We start from the raw sequence: 14,640 nt of genomic DNA on the forward strand, positions 1-14,640 counted from the left end.
CCGCCGGGTCACTTGATCAGCGGCTGTGCGGCGGCGGCGGCGTCCTTCAGCGCCTGCTCCGGCGTCTTGGTGCCGAGCAGGGCGGCCTGGATCTCCGGAGCCAGCGCACCCATCACGGCGCGGGCGCTCGGCTGCAGCTCGCCGACGCGGACGGTCGGGATCGTCTTCTCGATCGCGGACTGCACCGGGTCGTCGGCGTAGAGCTCGCCGGTTGACTTCAGCGGCGAGAAGTAGCCGGCCGCCAGGTCGTAGGCCTTGGAGTTCTCCGCGTTGGTCGCGAACGCCGCGAACTCGCCGGCCGCCGTCTTGTCCTTGGCGCCCTTCAGCATCGCGAGCGAGCCGACGGTGCCGTACGCGACGGACTCCTCGTCCTTCAGCGGAGGCTTGATGACGATGTTCTCGTCCCCGCCCCAGAAGGTCTTCACGTCGGTCGGCAGCGACTGCCAGGTGCAGGCGACCTTGTTCGTCGCGATCGCGGTCTGCTCCAGCGACGGCATCGTCGAGATGAGGTCCTTCTCGATGTAGCCCTTCTTGGCGAAGTCGCTGATCAGCTGCAGCGCCTTGGCACCGGCCTTGCTGTCGAAGGCGACCTTGCTGCCGTCCTTGGAGTAGACGGAGCCGCCCGCCTGCCAGAGCAGCGGGTAGAAGGTCATGTTGAGGGTGACGTCCGGCGAGCCGTAGTACTGGGTGATGTAGATGCCCTTCTCCTTGAACTTCGGAGCGAGAGCGGTCAGGTCGTCCCAGGTGCTCGGGTAGTCGGTGATGCCGGCGGCGTCGAACGCCTTCTTGTCGCACATCAGGGCGTTGGAGCTGGTCAGGATCGGCGCGCCCAGCAGCTTGCCGTCGACCGTGATCGAGTCCTTCACGTTGTCCAGGATGTCGCTCTGCTGGTCCTTCGGCAGGTACTCGTTCATCGGCTCGATGGACTTCGCGTACGTCGACAGCTGGTCCGGGATGAGGTAGACGAGGTCGGGGCCCTTGCCTGCGGCGATCGCGGTGCTCAGGGACTCGTCGCGGTTCGCCCAGGGGTAGATCTCGTACTTGACCGTGATGTCCTTGTGCTCGGCCTCGAACGCCTTGACGGTCTTGTCCCAGAGGCTCTTGTGGGCGGCCTCGTCGGCGATGACGGGGTAGATCCACATGGTGACGGTCTTGCTGCCTCCGGAGTCTCCCGACGTCCCGCTGCAGCCGGCCAGGGCGAGCGCCGAAGCGCCGGCCACGGCGGCCGCCGTGATCATCTTCTTGTACCGCATGCTGCTCCTTCTTGGGTGGGGATGGGGCGCGGCGGACGCCGCGGGTGGAACGGTCTTCAGGCGGTCGGCACGGGCTCGACGCTGCCGCGGTGGCGGGAGCGCTCGGCGGCGAACACCGCCAGGTGGCTGTCGAGGGATTCGCGCGGGCCGGAACGGATGAGGGATGCGTCGCCGGCCGCGACCGCCGCGGTGAAGGCGGCCATCACGCCGCCGTCCCCGCCGCCGTGGTCGCCGCCGGCGTTGGCCGCGCCGGTGGGTCCGGTCTCGTGGACCGTCGACTCGCCGGTGCGGAAGTCGGTGACACGGACGCGCTCGCCGTCGCCGTCGAGCATCCCGTGCGAGCCGAAGATCTGGGTCTTGCGGTGTTCCTGCTCGCTGAACGCGGTCATCGTGAAGGTGCCGGCGGTGCCGTCCTCGAACTGGAAGGCGACCACCTGGTTGTCGACGACAGTGTTGTCTGCGGCGTAGACGCAGCGTCCGTACGGCCCGGTCCGCAGCGCCTCGTGCACGCCCTCCTCGGTGGCGTCGTCCGTGATGACGGTGACCGGCCAGACGGCGCCCTCCTCGCGGACGACGGGGTAGTAGAGCTTCTGGGCGGCGTACGGGCAGCTGTTCTGCAGCGGGCAGTCGAGGCAGCGGTCGGCGGCGAGCGCCGGGCGGTTCTCGTGCCGGAAGTGGTGGCGGGAGCCGAAGCTCGCGACGGTGGCGATGCGCTTGCCGGTCACGTACCGGATCCAGTCGAGATCGTGGCTGGACTTCGCGAGCAGCATCGGCGCCGCCTGGTCCTCGCGGCGCCACGGCCCGCGCACGTACGAGTGCGCCATGTGCCACCAGCCGACCGGCTCGAGGTGCTGCACGGTGATGATGTCGCCGAGCACGCCGCTGTCGACGACCTGCTTCACGAGGTCCGTGTACGGCATGTACCGCATCACGTGGCAGACGCCGAAGAGCACGCCGGTGCGCTCGACCGCGGCGACGATCCGGCGGGACTCGTCCTCGGTGGGCGCGAGCGGCTTCTCCATCAGGATGGCGTAGCCGGCCTCGGCGCAGGCGATAGCAGGCTCCACGTGCTGGCGGTCCTGCGTCGCGATGATGACGGCGTCCGCGACGCGCTCCGGCTGGGCGACGAGCTCGCGCCAGTCGTCGAAGTGCCGCACGTCCGGATCGCCCGCCGCGACGATGCCGCGCTGGAAGGGCCGCGGGTCGGCGACGGCGACGAGCCGGGCGCGGCCGGGGTTGGCGTGGATCCACCGCGTATACGACTGGCCGCGGTTCCCCGCGCCGATCAGCGCGATGCGCACGGGCTCGGCGGTCTGGGCGGTGGTGGTCATCGTCTCGGATCTTCCTGTCGTGGCTCTGGCGTTCGTCGGCTGCGTCAGGAGGTTCGCCGTCGAACGCTCCCACGATAGCATTATTGCTATAGCATGTAGCAAATGACGAACGCGGGACGAGACGTTTACGTAAACGAAACATCCCGCCACGCGAAGAACGCGATGTGGTGCCATTCCATCCTCGCGTCCTATAGCTTGTAGCGGAACCCACGGGGACGGTGGGCGGCCGTCAAGGAGGAAGAGCGATGGCACTCGGGAGCGTTGCCGACCGGAACATCTCGGCGAAGGTCGCGGACGAACTGCGCGAGGCGATCCAGAACGGATCCCTCGAACCGGGCGAGCGCCTGGTCGAGCGCAAGCTGGCCGACCGGCTCGGCGTCAGCCACATCCCGGTGCGGGAGGCGCTGGCGAAGCTGGCCGAGGAGGGTCTCGTCGAGCGCACCCCGCGCCGCGGCGCCCGCGTCGCCCTGCTCAGCGAGAAGGAGGTCGCCGAGATCTCCGGCCTGCGCATCGTTCTCGAGCAGTACGTGGCGCGGAGCGTGCAGGAGAGCTGGAGCGCGAAGACCGAGACGCAGTTGCGGCGCATCGTCGCCTCCATGGTCGCCGCCGCCGAGCGCGGCAACCTCGACCAGCTGTTCGCGCTGGACCGGAAGTTCCACGAGACGCTCTGGGAGCTGGCGGACAACCGCACGCTGCTGACGATCGCCTCGCAGCTGCGCAGCCGCATCAACGGCTTCCTGCGCGCGGCGAACGCCAGCCTCGCACCGGATCAGCTCGTGGCGCACGCCGCATCGCACGCCACCCTGGTCGACGCGCTCGCCTCCGGCGACCGTGCCCGCGCCGAGGCCGCGATGGCCGACCACGTCTCGATCGCCGCGGAGCGCATCGCCACCGTCACCCCCGCCGACCTCCCCGCCTGACCCGCCCCGTCCCCGTCCCCAGCAGCCGAGTACGCGGATTATCCGCGTACTCGGCCGTTTCGGGCCGATTTTCTCCGTACTCGGCGGTTAGAAGGCGGCGAGGGTGGTGAGGATGGTGGCAGCGGGGAGGGAGGCGGCGGACTGCCAGCCGGTTCCGGCCCAGAGGTGGACGCGGTCGGCGTCGCCCGCCGCGGCGGCCGCCTTGCGCATCCCGGACGTGAGGTGGTGCAGCGCCGGGTAGCCGAGCGGCGCATCCTCGTTCGCGCTGAGGAAGGCGTTCACCAGCCCGCGCGCCGGACGCCCGGTGAAGGCCCGCGTCAGCGCCGTGCGCGTGAAGCGGGGATCGGCGAGCGCGGCCCGGTGCGTGGCCGAGGCGCCGCTCTCGTCGCTGCGCAGCAGCAGGGTGCCGACAGCGACGGCGGAGGCGCCAGCCTCCAGGGCCGCTCGCACATCGCTGGGCCCGCCGACTCCGCCGGCCGCGACGATCGGCAGGTCCGCCGCACCCCGGGACACCGCATCCCGGACCGCCCGCACCAGCTCGGGGAGGGCGAGCTGCTCCGGAGGCCGCCCAGGAGTGAGCGTCCCCCAGTGGCCGCCCGCCGCGGACGCCTGCACGACCAGCCCGTCGACACCCGCGTCGACCGCGGCGCGCGCCTCGTCCGCGGACGTCACCGTCTGCAGCAGCGTCACCCCCGCGCGGCGCAGCGCGGCGAGCGCCCCGGCCGGCGGGATGCCGAACGTGAAGCTCGCGACCTCCGGCCGCTCGGCCAGCAGCACGTCCAGCTTGGCCGCCCAGGCATCGTCGTCCTCGACGGGCGCGGGAGGCAGCGTCGCGCCGAGCCGGTCGGCGTCGGGGCGGATGCGGTCGGCGTACGCGGCGTAGCGTCGCGGATCGACGGGGACCGGGTTCGGCGCGAACAGGTTCACGCCGAACCGGTCGGTCGTCCGCCGCAGTTCCGCGATGCGCTCGGCGAGCGCGTCCGGCGCCAGGTAGCCGCCCGCGAGGAACGGGTACGCCCCCGCGGCTGCTGCGGCGGCGGCGAGCGCCGGCGTCGTGCCCCCGCCCGCCATCGGGGCGGCGACGAGGGGGATGCGCATCCCGAGCCGGTCGGTGAGCGCGCTCACGAGGCGAGCGCCGCGTTCAGTTCGAGGAGCTGCTCGGCGAACAGTGCCGCGCCGCCCTGAGCGGGATGCCGGATGGCGGGCGCCTCCAGCCCGGCGGCCGCGATCGCACCCTGGGCCTTGCGGCCCACCGCCACCACGGTCTCGATGCCGAGCGCGCGGATCAGCTCCAGTGCGACCGGCGCCCCCGCCCGCACCTCCGCAGGCCGCGGCGTCCGGTTGCTGCGCGGGTCCCCCGCCACGAACGGATGCAGCGGGTACACCGGCCAGGACAGCGGGATGGGCCCGCGCCAGTCGCGGAGGGTCGCCCACACCACCCTGCTCGACGCCTCCCACGGCGCCTGCGGCTCCGCGGGCAGCTCGAGGCCGGGCACGACGCCCGCCTCCGCCTCCCGGGGCGAGACGAACGGCACGCCGGTGATGGTCATCCCCCGCCAGCCCGGCGCCTCGCCCAGCAGCAGCACCGACGCGTGCGGCAGCGCGAAGTAGCGCCGCAGGTTGCGCTCGCGGCGGCGGCCCTCCTCGTCGTCGCCGTAAAGCGCCTCGGCGTCGAGCGGGACGGGCAGCTCGCGGAGCATCCGGAAGAAGCGTTCCAGCGGATCGGCGGCCATGCCTCTACAGTGCCACGGACCGCCACGGACCGCCGCGAGGTCAGTGGGCCGCGACCGCCTTGGACTTCGACATCCGGTCGATCGCCGCGAGCGCCACCGCCGACAGGATGAACACGCAGTGGATCACGACCTGCCAGAACACGCCCTCCGACGTGTACTTCTCGCTGCCGAGGACGCCGCCGCCGGCAATGCCGATGTCGCCGACCGCGATGAACGTCTTCAGCAGGTGGATGGACGAGATGCCGATGATCGCCATCGCCAGCTTCACCTTCAGCACGTTCGCGTTGACGTGCGAGAGCCACTCCGGCTGGTCGGGATGCCCGTCCACGTTGACGCGCGAGACGAACGTCTCGTACCCGCCGATGATGACCATGATGAGCAGGTTGGCGATCATGACCACGTCGATGAGGCCGAGCACCGAGAGCATCACGTCGGCCTCGCTGATGTGGCCCTTGACCAGCACCTCCTCCGCCAGATGCCAGAGCTCGACCATGAACACCCAGACGTAGACGACCTGGGCGACGATCAGGCCGAGGTAGAGGGGCGCCTGCAGCCAGCGGCTGAAGAAGATGAGTGAGCCGATGGTGCGGCTGGCCGGGCTCTGCGGACGCCGCCGGGGCGCGTCGCCGCGCGGCTCGCGCGGCCCGGCGGGGTCGTCGGGTCCGGCGGGGCCGGCGTGGGTGGTCGGGGCGGCGGGGGTCTCGATCACGGGCGTCCTCACGTTTTTTCGGGCTCTCAGGATAAGAGCGCGAACATGTGAGAACGCTCAGGAAACGGCGGGACCCGACGTCAGCTCGCCGTCAGCGGGGAACCGCACCGTCACGTACGCCTGCCCGCAGCCGGTCTGCGCGACCGCGAAGTCCTTGCTGCGCTCCGTCACCGCGCCCGACACGTCCTTCGCCTCCAGGCGCACCGTCAGCGACGGCGCGGGCGTGCCCGGAGGCGTCGGCACGCGAAGGGTCGCCGTGCCCGGTTCGACCGAGCGGCAGACCTCGAGCGCGCACGCCGTCACCGTGCCAGAGGGATGGGCATCCAGCCAGCCGGAGGCGTCGACGACGAGCCGCGTGTCGGCGGAGACCGCCGCGGCACACCTCCCGGCCACCGAGCAGCCCGACAGGGATGCGGCGGCGAGACACACCGCGGTCGCGGCGGCGACGGCGACGCTGCGACGGGAGCTCACGGTCCCGAACGTACTACGGCTGCACCGCGACCCGGGGGTGGCTCGTGCAGGCGAGTGCCGCATCCACCTCGGCCAGCGGGAAGACCGCGCCGACCTGCTCCGCGAACGGGTAGTTCGCACCGGCCTCTGCGAGGAAGCGGACGGCCTGCTCCAGGTGCCGCGGCGCGTAGTTGTGCACTCCGCGGATCGTCAGCAGGCGGCGGACCAGCTGCTCCGGCATGACCGAGAGCTCCGGCCCCGGCGACACCGACCCGACCAGCACGAGCACGCCGCCGACGTCGACCGCCCCCAGCAGCGAGCGGACCGCCGAGGCGGCGCCGCTCAGCTCCAGCGCGATGGTCGGGGAGGACGCGCGGCCGCCCGCCTTGTTGAGGGCCGTGGCGAGTCCGGTGCGCGAATCGGCCGCGGCGCGCGGGTCGGCGACGGCGAGCGCGCCGAACGCGCGCGCGGCCTGGCGACGCTCCGGGACGGGATCGCTGACCACGACGCGCGCGCCCGCCTCCGTCGCCATCGCGGCGGCGGTGAGTCCGAGCATCCCGGCCCCGGCGATCAGCACGAGCGCGCCGTCGAGCGGCACGATCGCGGAGGCGGCCTCGAGCGCGGCAGCGACGGTCGCGGTGGAGCAGGATGCGGGGGCCAGGATCTCGGCGGGCAGGTCGTCGGGGACCGCCACCATCGGCGTGCCGTCCAGGATGTGCGTGTGCGTCGCGAACCCGCCGGACAGCTCCCAGCCGCGCCGCATCCGCTCGTGGCCGTACTTCTGCAGGTTCAGGCACTTCTGCGGGAGGCCGCGACGGCAGCGGGCGCAGCGCCCGCACGGCACGGCGACGGACCAGACGACGCGCTCGCCGATCGAGACGCGATGGCCGTCGGTCGTCTTCGCGCCGCCGCGGCCGAGCGCGATGACCCTGCCGACCTGCTCGTGGCCGAGTACCAGCGGCGTCGGCGCCGGGCGGTGACCGAGCACGGTGTGCACATCGGAGCCGCACACGGTCGCGAGCTCGATCGCGACCAGCGCGTCCCCCGGTGCGAGCCGCACACCGGGCACCGCCACCGCCTCGTGCGGGTGCCCCTCGCCCTGCCACACCATCGCGGTCGCCGACGGGTAGACGCTCACCCCCATGCCCAGGCTCGCCGGCGGCTCGACGACGCGCGGGGTCACCGCCTTGATCGTCACCGGCCGCTCTGCCCCTCCGGCTCGTCGCTGTCGGCGGCATCGTCCGCGTCGTCGGCGGCATCGTCGCCCTCGGCATCGTCCGCGTCGTCGGCGGTCTCGCCGTGCAGCTCGTCCAGTTCGTCCAGCTCGTCGTCGAGGTCGTCGTCCTCTTCGAGATCGTCCAGGCCCAGCAGCGCGGCGAGCTCGGCGACGCTCTCGATCACCGCGTCGGCGCCGGCGTCCGTCAGCGTCTCCTCGTCGTGAGCGCCCGTGAGCACGCCGACGACGAGCCCGGCACCGGCCGCGAGACCCGAGGCGACGTCGCTGGCCGTGTCGCCGACGACGACCATCCCGTCAACGCTGGTCGCGCCGGTGCGCAGCAGTGCCGTCAGCGGCAGGTCAGGGAACGGGCGGCCGCGCCCGGCCTCGGCGGGGCTCAACGTGAGATCGGCGAGGTCCCGCCAGCCGAGGGCGTCCAGGACGGCGTCCTGCGTCGTGCGCGAGAAGCCGGTCGTCAGCACCACCTTCACGCCGTCCTCGCGCAGCCGGCGGATCAGCCGCTCGGCGCCGGGCACCGCGCGCAGCCCCTCCTCGGCCGCGAGTTCCGCGTACGCCGACTCGAAGACGGCGTTCGCGTGCTGCGCCTGATCCTCGTCGCCGGTGAGCGCGCGGAAGACGGTGATCTTGGACTGGCCCATCGTCTCGCGAACGTAGTCGAGCGCGCGCACCAGCTCGTCCGGCGTCTCCCCGATGCCGGCCACCTCGGCGGCGCGCTCGAACGCGCGCTCGACGAGCCCGTCGTCCACGACAGTGGTTCCCGCCATGTCGAGCACGACCAGCTCGAGGTCGGCGAGCTCGGCGTCGCCCGGCTCCTGCTCCTCGAGGATCGCCGTGTCGTCGAACTCGCTCGTGATCAGACCGTCGGGGGTCATCGTGGTGCCTTTCTGTCGGTGCGGTGGATGCTGCGGCACGGGATGCGGGTCCCGGGCCGTCGGTCAGCGGGCGCGGGCGTTCCCCGCGGTGGTCAGGACGCCGGGGGCGGCCGAGAACAGCTCGTCCACGACGCGGTCGGCGAGGCCGAGCCCCGTCGTCATGCCGATGCCGGTCGTCACGGAGACGACCCGCACAGACGGCGCGGGCGAGGCCACGAGGAACTCGTCCGGCGCGGAGGCGTAGACGCCCTGCCAGCGCTGCCGGACGCGCAGCCGTTCCGCGCCGAACAGCGCGGCGGTGCGCTCGAGCAGCAGCTCGAACGCACGCTCCGACTGGAACGGCGTGACGTCGTCGCCGCGGTAGTGCGTGTCGCCGACGATCAGCGTGCCGTCCGGCCGCTGCGTGTACATCTGGTTCACGTCGAGCTCGGCGAGCTCCGGCTGCTCCTCGGAGAGCCGGGCGCGCAGTGCGCCCGCGCTCGGCGTGTGCGCGAACCCGGCGTAGCGGGTGAGCGACCAGCCGGTGAGCACCGGGGACGACAGCGGTCGCTCCAGTTCCGCGTCGACGAGCATCATGTCCAGCCCGCAGCGCTGGATGCCGTGCGCCTCCGCGATGCCGGGGAACAGCTGGTCCACGTCGTGGTTCACCGCGACGACGACCGCATCGGCGGAGAGGCGCCCGCGCGAGGTGTGCACCTTGCCGGTCTCGACGCCGGTCACGGTGGTCTGCCAGTAGAAGTCGACGCCGTGCGCGTCCAGCCAGCGGGCGATGGCCGCGGCCGCCTCGCGCGGGTCCACCTGCAGGTCGGCGGGCAGCAGCGCGCCGCCCAGCGCGACGCCGTCGGCGACCGGGATGCGCTCGCGCACCTCGGCCGTCGTCAGCATCCGCACGTCGTGGCCGCCGCGCCGGTCGCGGAACTCCTCCAGCACCGCCAGCTCGTCCGGCGCCTGGGCCACGACGACCGTGCCGGTCTCGCGCAGCCAGAACCCGGCCTCCCGCGCGAGCGTCAGCCACAGCTCGCGCGCCAGCTCGGCGTAGGCGCGGGCCTCGCCCTCCTGGCCGGTCACGCACAGGTGCCCGAAGTTGCGGATGGAGGCGCCGTTCACGCCGGACGCGCGGTCGACGACCGCGACGGTGAGGCCGCGGCGCAGCGCCGCGACGGCGTGCCCGAGCCCGACGATGCCCCCGCCGACGATCGCGAGGTCGTAGTGCCTGCCCATCCCTGCCTCCTGTCCGCGCCTCAGCGCAGCGCCTTCCGCATCCACACCGCGAGGCCTTCGACCACGAAGACCGTCGCCATAATCACGAGAACGAACGCGAACACCTCGTTCCACGCCGAGACGCGCGCCGCGTTGTTCAGGTAGAAGCCGATCCCGCCGCTGCCGACGACACCGAGCACGGTCGCCGCGCGGATGTTCGAGTCGAACAGGTAGAAGCTGTGGCCGACGAACGCGGGCACGCTCGGCGGCACGGTGGCCGCCGAGTACACCTGCAGCCGCCGGGCGCCGACCGCGGTGAGCGCGCGCTGCGGACCGGACGGCACCTCCTCGATGGAGTCGGCGAACAGCTTGCCGAGCAGGCCGACGCCGCCGAACGCGAGCGCGAACACGGCGGCCGTCGGGCCGAGCCCGGTGATGATGATGAGCACGATCGCGAGCACCAGCTCCGGAACGCCGCGGATCGCGACCAGCAGTGTGCGGAACGTGCCGCGGGTCACGGGGCCCGGTGCGACATTGCGGGCCGCGAACGAGCCGAGCACCAGCGAGAGCAGCAGGCTGACCACGGTGGCGGCGAGCGCGATCAAGACCGTGTCGCGCATCGCGATCGCGATCTGCTCGACCGTGTACGGCTCGAACGTCGGGGGCCAGAACCGGATCAGCGGGAGGTTGCGCCAGAAGGTGAGGAAATCGCCCCAGTGGATCTGCGCCACCCAGAACGCGCCGACGACGACCACGGCGAGCACGACGACGGTCACCGTGTTGCGGACCCGGCGCCGGCCGAGCGTGCGCGGCTTACCGCCGCCGAGCATCCCGCGCCGGATGACGGAGGAGACGACCTCCATCACGACGCAGAGCGCGAACATCACGACGGCGAGCGCCATCGCGGTGCGGTAGTCGAGCGTCGCGAGCGCCTTCCACATCTCGTAGCCGAGGCCGGCCACCCCGACGTATCCGAGGATGATCGACCCGCGCAGGTTGATGTCGTTGCGGTGCAGCACGGTCGCCACCCAGCTCGGCGCCACCTGCGGCAGCACCCCCGAGAAGAACTCCTGGGCGCGGCTCCCGCCCGCCGCTCGGATCGCCAGCCGCGGCCCCTCGTCGATCTGCTCGATGGCGTCGGCGAAGAGCTTGGAGATCATCCCGATCGAGTGGATGCCGATGGCCAGGATGCCGGGGAGCGTGCCGAGGCTGAACAGCACGGCGAAGACCATCGCGAGCACAACGTCCGGCAGCGAGCGGGTGGCGACGGTGAGGAACCGGCCGATCCACTGCAGGCTGCGGTGCGGTGTGGTGTTCGCCGCGGCGATGTAGGCGACGGGGACGGAGAGCAGGGCGGCGAGCAGGGTGCCGAGCACGACCATCCCGAGTGTCTGCCCGATGGCCGGCCAGAGCACCTCCGGCGGCGGGAACCGCAGCGGGACCACCCGCTCCAGGAACGCCTCGGCGTGCGGCAGCGAGCGCGCCACCGTCTCGAAGCTCACCCCGAGGATCGGGAAGGCGGCGATGCCGGTCGCCAGCAGCGCGACCAGCACGATCACCGCGGCGGTGCGCGAGGCGGAGGGACGCGGACGCCGGACAGCGGCCCGCGCCTGGAGGGGGACCGTGACCATCAGCGGGTGGTGCTCTGCTCGGAGAGCACGGCCTGCGCGAGCTCGCGCTCCTCCGCCGCGTCCGCGCCGGTGCCCAGCTCGGTCTCGATCGCCGAGAGCTCCTGGGTGGTCACGGCCACCCGGCCGTAGATCTCCATGACCTGCGCCTTGTCCAGGCCCGCGGTCGGGGTGTCGAGCACGACGCTGCCGTGCCGGAGGCCGACGATGCGGTCGCCCCAGCCGAGCGCGAGGTCCACCTGGTGCAGGCTGCAGACGACGGTGAGGCCGTCGTCGAGCGCGATCTCGCGGATCAGCGACATCACGGTCTCGCTGGACTCCGGGTCGAGGGAGGCGACGGGCTCGTCGGCGAGCAGCACCTCCGGCTCCTGCATGAGGGCGCGGGCGATGGCGACCCGCTGCTGCTGCCCGCCGGAGAGCGTGTCAGCGCGCTGGTAGGCCTTGTCGGCGAGGCCGACGCGCTCCAGGTGCGCGAGCGCCCGGCGGCGCAGCGATGCCGGGTAGCTGAAGACGCCGAGCCGCGGACCGCGCAGCGTGGCGAGGGACCCGGTCAGCACGTTCTCGAGCACGGTCAGCGGCCCGACCAGCTCGAACTGCTGGAAGATGAAGCCGACGCGCGAACGGAGGGCGCGCAGTCCCCGGCCCTTCAGCCCGGGGACGGACTGGCCGAGCACGCGCACGTCGCCCTGCGAGGGCAGCTCGAGCCCGTCGAGGTGCCGCAGCAGGGTGGACTTGCCGGAGCCGGAGAGCCCGAGGAGGACCACGATCTCCCCCCGGTCGACGGACAGCGTCACGTCGTCCAGCGCGGTCGTCTCCCCGAACCGCTTCGTCACCCCGGACACCTCGACGGCGCGCGCGTTTCCAGCCATGCGCTCACGCTAGGAGCCCGGGACGACGCGGCCGCGACGCCCGGGTTACGCCCCGGTGAACGCGAGGCGACACCCGCGCGCTCCCACCCTGTCCCCGGGGATGCGGAAACGCCCGCCCCCGAGTGCGAGGACGGGCGTTCCTGAGGGTATCGGGGCTACTTGGCCTCGCACTGCGCGGCCTTGGTGACCTTGCAGATGTCGCGGATCTGGTCGTAGTACTTGTCGTCGACCGGGCTGAACGCGTAGAACGTCGCCTTGAAGCCGTCCGAGTCGGCGTTCTTGATGCCCGCCTTCTGGATGTCGTCGATCGTCACGCTCGACAGCTTGTCCGAGAGGTCCTTCTTGATCTCGTCCGGGAGGGTGTTGGAGAACACCATCGGCGCGCCGGGGACCATCGTCTTGGCGACGACCTTGAGGCCCGGCTGCGCGTCCACCGCGGAGTCCTCGGCGAAGCCGGCCTGGCATTCGGCGCCCTGCGACACCTTGAGCGCGGACGCGTCGTGCTTGCCGGCGAACACCGGCGTGATGTCCTTCTGCGGGTCGATGCCGGCCTTGATCAGGTTGTAGGTCGGGAACAGGTAGCCCGACGTCGAGCTCGGGTCGACGAAGCAGACCTTCTTGCCCTTGAAGTCCTCGAGGGAGCTGATCGACGAGTTCGCCGGGACGACGGCCTCGGAGTAGTAGCCGGGCTTCTGGCCCTCCTTGGTGATGATGGAGGCGAACGGCGTGATCTTGGCGCCGCCGTTGGTGGCGGTCACGTAGGTGAAGCCGGAGAAGCTGGCGACATCGATCTGGCCGGCGATGGCGGCCTGGATGAGCGCGGTGTAGTCGCTCGACTCGCGGTACTCGACCTTCTTGCCGGTGATCTTCGCGATGTAGTCGGCGATCGGCTGGTAGTTGGACTGCGTGTTCACCGTGTCCGGCACGACGCCGAAGACGAGCGTGCTCGAGTCCTTGGCGAACGTCCCCGCGTCCGTCGCACCGTCCGTGGACGAGGCGCCCGCTGTGCCGCTGCACGCGGCGAGACCGAGCGAGAGGACGAGGGCGGCGCCGACCGCGAGCGTCTTGGTGATGGACAGTTTCATGGGAGTCCGGGACCTTCCTGGTGAGGTGTGCGCGCACCGGTAGGGCCCCGGCGGCGGCTGTGTTCCGTCGGGAACGCTAGGGGCGCCAGGCGACGGGACGGGCAACCACCGGTGTCCGGGCCGTGAACGGTTGGCGCTCGGTGGCGCTCGGGCGCACCGGCGGGCAGACTCGGTGCGTGACCGATGCGGGTGAACGGCAGGAGCTGCTGCTCGTCGACGCCCTCTGGAACGGCGACGGCTTCGACGGGACGACTCTGCTGGAACGCGACGGGGACCGTCTGCGCGTCGTGCCCCCGCCGGCCGACGGCGCGCCCGGCGTGCCCGCGCGCCACCTCGGCGGCACGCTCATCCCCTCGCTGACCGACCACCACGTCCACCTCGGGCTGGTGGATGCGGCCGCCCTGTTCGCGGGCGGCCTCACCCGCGTGATCGACCTCGGCTGGGTCCCGTCGGTCGCGGCGGCTTGGCCCGCGGCTCACCGCGACGCCGGACCGGAGGTCGCCATCGCGGGCGGCCTCATCACCGCGCCGGGCGGCTACCCCGCGCGCTCCGGCTGGGCGCCGGCGGGTGCAGCGGTGGAGGTGCACGACGCGAGCGGCGGACGGGCGGCGGTCCGCGCGCAGCTGGCGCTCAGCGCATCCCGCATCAAGATCACCCTGAACACCGACGCCGGTCCGACCCTCGATGACGGGACGCTGCGGGCCATCGTCGAGGAGGCGCATGCGGCGGGCGTCCCCGTCGCCTGCCACGCGCAGGGATCCGGCCAGGCCGCCCGCGCGCTGGCCGCGGGAGTCGATCAGCTCGCGCACACCCCGTACGCCGAGCGGGTCCCGGACGGCGTGATCGCCGATGCCGTGGCGGCCGGGATGACCTGGGTCTCGACGCTCGACATCAACGGCTGGGGCGACCGGACCACCGCCGCGCACCGGTTCGCGTTCGACAACGCGCGACGGTTCCTCGCCGCCGGCGGCACCATCCTCTACGGCACCGACCAGGGCAACGGCGACCTTCCGGCCGGAGTGGATGCGCGCGAGCTGCAGCTGCTCCACGACGCGGGCCTGACCGGCGCAGCCCTCGTGCGCAGCATCGCGGGCGGCACCAATCAGGCCGGCGCAGCCCTCGTGCGCAACGTCGCCGGCGGCGAGCGCACCGAGGTGATCGGGCCCCGCTGCGCCTGGCTCCCGACCGCCCCGCCGGCCGACGACGCCGTGCTCCCCTCCTGGCTGGCCACCGCGCGCGCCCGCTTCGTCCGCACCCTCTGACCCGCCGCCACTCATCCACACCCCAGCCGCCGAGTACGCAGATAATCGCCCCGAAACCGTCGAGTACGCAGAGAATCTTCGTACTCGCCGG

At 72.3% G+C, this 14,640-nt stretch carries 13 protein-coding genes and 1 pseudogene; 2 read left to right on the top strand and 12 right to left on the bottom strand.

Annotated features, from left to right (window positions below):
- Positions 1 to 8: 8 nt before the first annotated feature.
- Together AAME72_RS05045 and AAME72_RS05050 are read right to left on the bottom strand one after the other, a co-directional pair.
- Positions 9 to 1,253: an extracellular solute-binding protein gene (locus tag AAME72_RS05045; RefSeq protein WP_348789147.1), complete on the bottom strand. Its 1,245-nt coding sequence runs from the start codon at positions 1,251 to 1,253 to the stop codon at positions 9 to 11.
- 56 nt (positions 1,254 to 1,309) lie between these two features.
- Positions 1,310 to 2,584, bottom strand: coding sequence for a Gfo/Idh/MocA family oxidoreductase (locus tag AAME72_RS05050; RefSeq protein ID WP_348789148.1), 1,275 nt, complete (start codon positions 2,582 to 2,584; stop codon positions 1,310 to 1,312).
- 245 nt (positions 2,585 to 2,829) lie between these two features.
- Here AAME72_RS05050 and AAME72_RS05055 point away from each other — a divergent pair, with 245 nt between their 5' ends.
- Entirely contained in the window at positions 2,830 to 3,504 is a 675-nt protein-coding gene (locus tag AAME72_RS05055; protein ID WP_348789149.1) for a GntR family transcriptional regulator, read from the top strand.
- Between the two features lie 87 nt (positions 3,505 to 3,591).
- Here AAME72_RS05055 and AAME72_RS05060 read toward each other — a convergent pair whose 3' ends face one another.
- The 10 genes and pseudogenes from AAME72_RS05060 to AAME72_RS05105 form a co-directional block, all read right to left on the bottom strand.
- Positions 3,592 to 4,629 carry a nitronate monooxygenase gene (locus AAME72_RS05060; RefSeq protein ID WP_348789150.1) on the bottom strand — a complete coding sequence of 346 codons (1,038 nt, stop codon included), beginning with the start codon at positions 4,627 to 4,629 and terminating at the stop codon, positions 3,592 to 3,594.
- The gene (locus AAME72_RS05065) at positions 4,626 to 5,237 is read right to left on the bottom strand and encodes a uracil-DNA glycosylase (RefSeq protein ID WP_348789151.1); all 612 of its coding nucleotides are present in this window, start codon (positions 5,235 to 5,237) and stop codon (positions 4,626 to 4,628) included. The genes AAME72_RS05060 and AAME72_RS05065 overlap by 4 nt, the downstream gene beginning before the upstream one ends.
- A gap of 40 nt (positions 5,238 to 5,277) precedes the next feature.
- Positions 5,278 to 5,946 (bottom strand): TIGR00645 family protein, encoded by a 669-nt coding sequence (locus AAME72_RS05070; protein WP_348789152.1) that lies wholly within the window; start codon positions 5,944 to 5,946, stop codon positions 5,278 to 5,280.
- Between the two features lie 57 nt (positions 5,947 to 6,003).
- Positions 6,004 to 6,417: a hypothetical protein gene (locus AAME72_RS05075; RefSeq protein ID WP_348789153.1), complete on the bottom strand. Its 414-nt coding sequence runs from the start codon at positions 6,415 to 6,417 to the stop codon at positions 6,004 to 6,006.
- Between the two features lie 13 nt (positions 6,418 to 6,430).
- Positions 6,431 to 7,594 carry an alcohol dehydrogenase catalytic domain-containing protein gene (locus AAME72_RS05080; protein WP_348789154.1) on the bottom strand — a complete coding sequence of 388 codons (1,164 nt, stop codon included), beginning with the start codon at positions 7,592 to 7,594 and terminating at the stop codon, positions 6,431 to 6,433.
- Between the two features lie 149 nt (positions 7,595 to 7,743).
- A pseudogene (locus tag AAME72_RS05085) lies at positions 7,744 to 8,505 on the bottom strand (phosphonatase-like hydrolase); the annotation flags it as partial.
- 63 nt (positions 8,506 to 8,568) lie between these two features.
- A complete protein-coding gene (locus AAME72_RS05090) occupies positions 8,569 to 9,726 on the bottom strand; it encodes a TIGR03364 family FAD-dependent oxidoreductase (RefSeq protein WP_348789155.1) in 1,158 nt (385 codons plus the stop codon).
- 20 nt (positions 9,727 to 9,746) lie between these two features.
- Positions 9,747 to 11,336 (bottom strand): phosphonate ABC transporter, permease protein PhnE, encoded by a 1,590-nt coding sequence (gene phnE, locus AAME72_RS05095; protein ID WP_348789156.1) that lies wholly within the window; start codon positions 11,334 to 11,336, stop codon positions 9,747 to 9,749.
- The gene (gene phnC / locus AAME72_RS05100; RefSeq protein ID WP_348789157.1) at positions 11,336 to 12,202 is read right to left on the bottom strand and encodes a phosphonate ABC transporter ATP-binding protein; all 867 of its coding nucleotides are present in this window, start codon (positions 12,200 to 12,202) and stop codon (positions 11,336 to 11,338) included. Before phnC ends, phnE begins: the two co-directional genes overlap by 1 nt.
- Positions 12,203 to 12,357: 155 nt before the next feature.
- Positions 12,358 to 13,287: a phosphate/phosphite/phosphonate ABC transporter substrate-binding protein gene (locus tag AAME72_RS05105; protein ID WP_348789158.1), complete on the bottom strand. Its 930-nt coding sequence runs from the start codon at positions 13,285 to 13,287 to the stop codon at positions 12,358 to 12,360.
- Positions 13,288 to 13,463: 176 nt separating this feature from the next.
- Between AAME72_RS05105 and AAME72_RS05110 the strand changes: the two genes are divergently transcribed.
- Positions 13,464 to 14,549: an amidohydrolase family protein gene (locus tag AAME72_RS05110; RefSeq protein ID WP_348789159.1), complete on the top strand. Its 1,086-nt coding sequence runs from the start codon at positions 13,464 to 13,466 to the stop codon at positions 14,547 to 14,549.
- Positions 14,550 to 14,640 lie beyond the last annotated feature (91 nt).

It is taken from the genome of Leifsonia sp. NPDC080035 (assembly GCF_040050925.1).
In the GTDB taxonomy this organism is placed as follows: Bacteria; Actinomycetota; Actinomycetes; order Actinomycetales; family Microbacteriaceae; genus Leifsonia.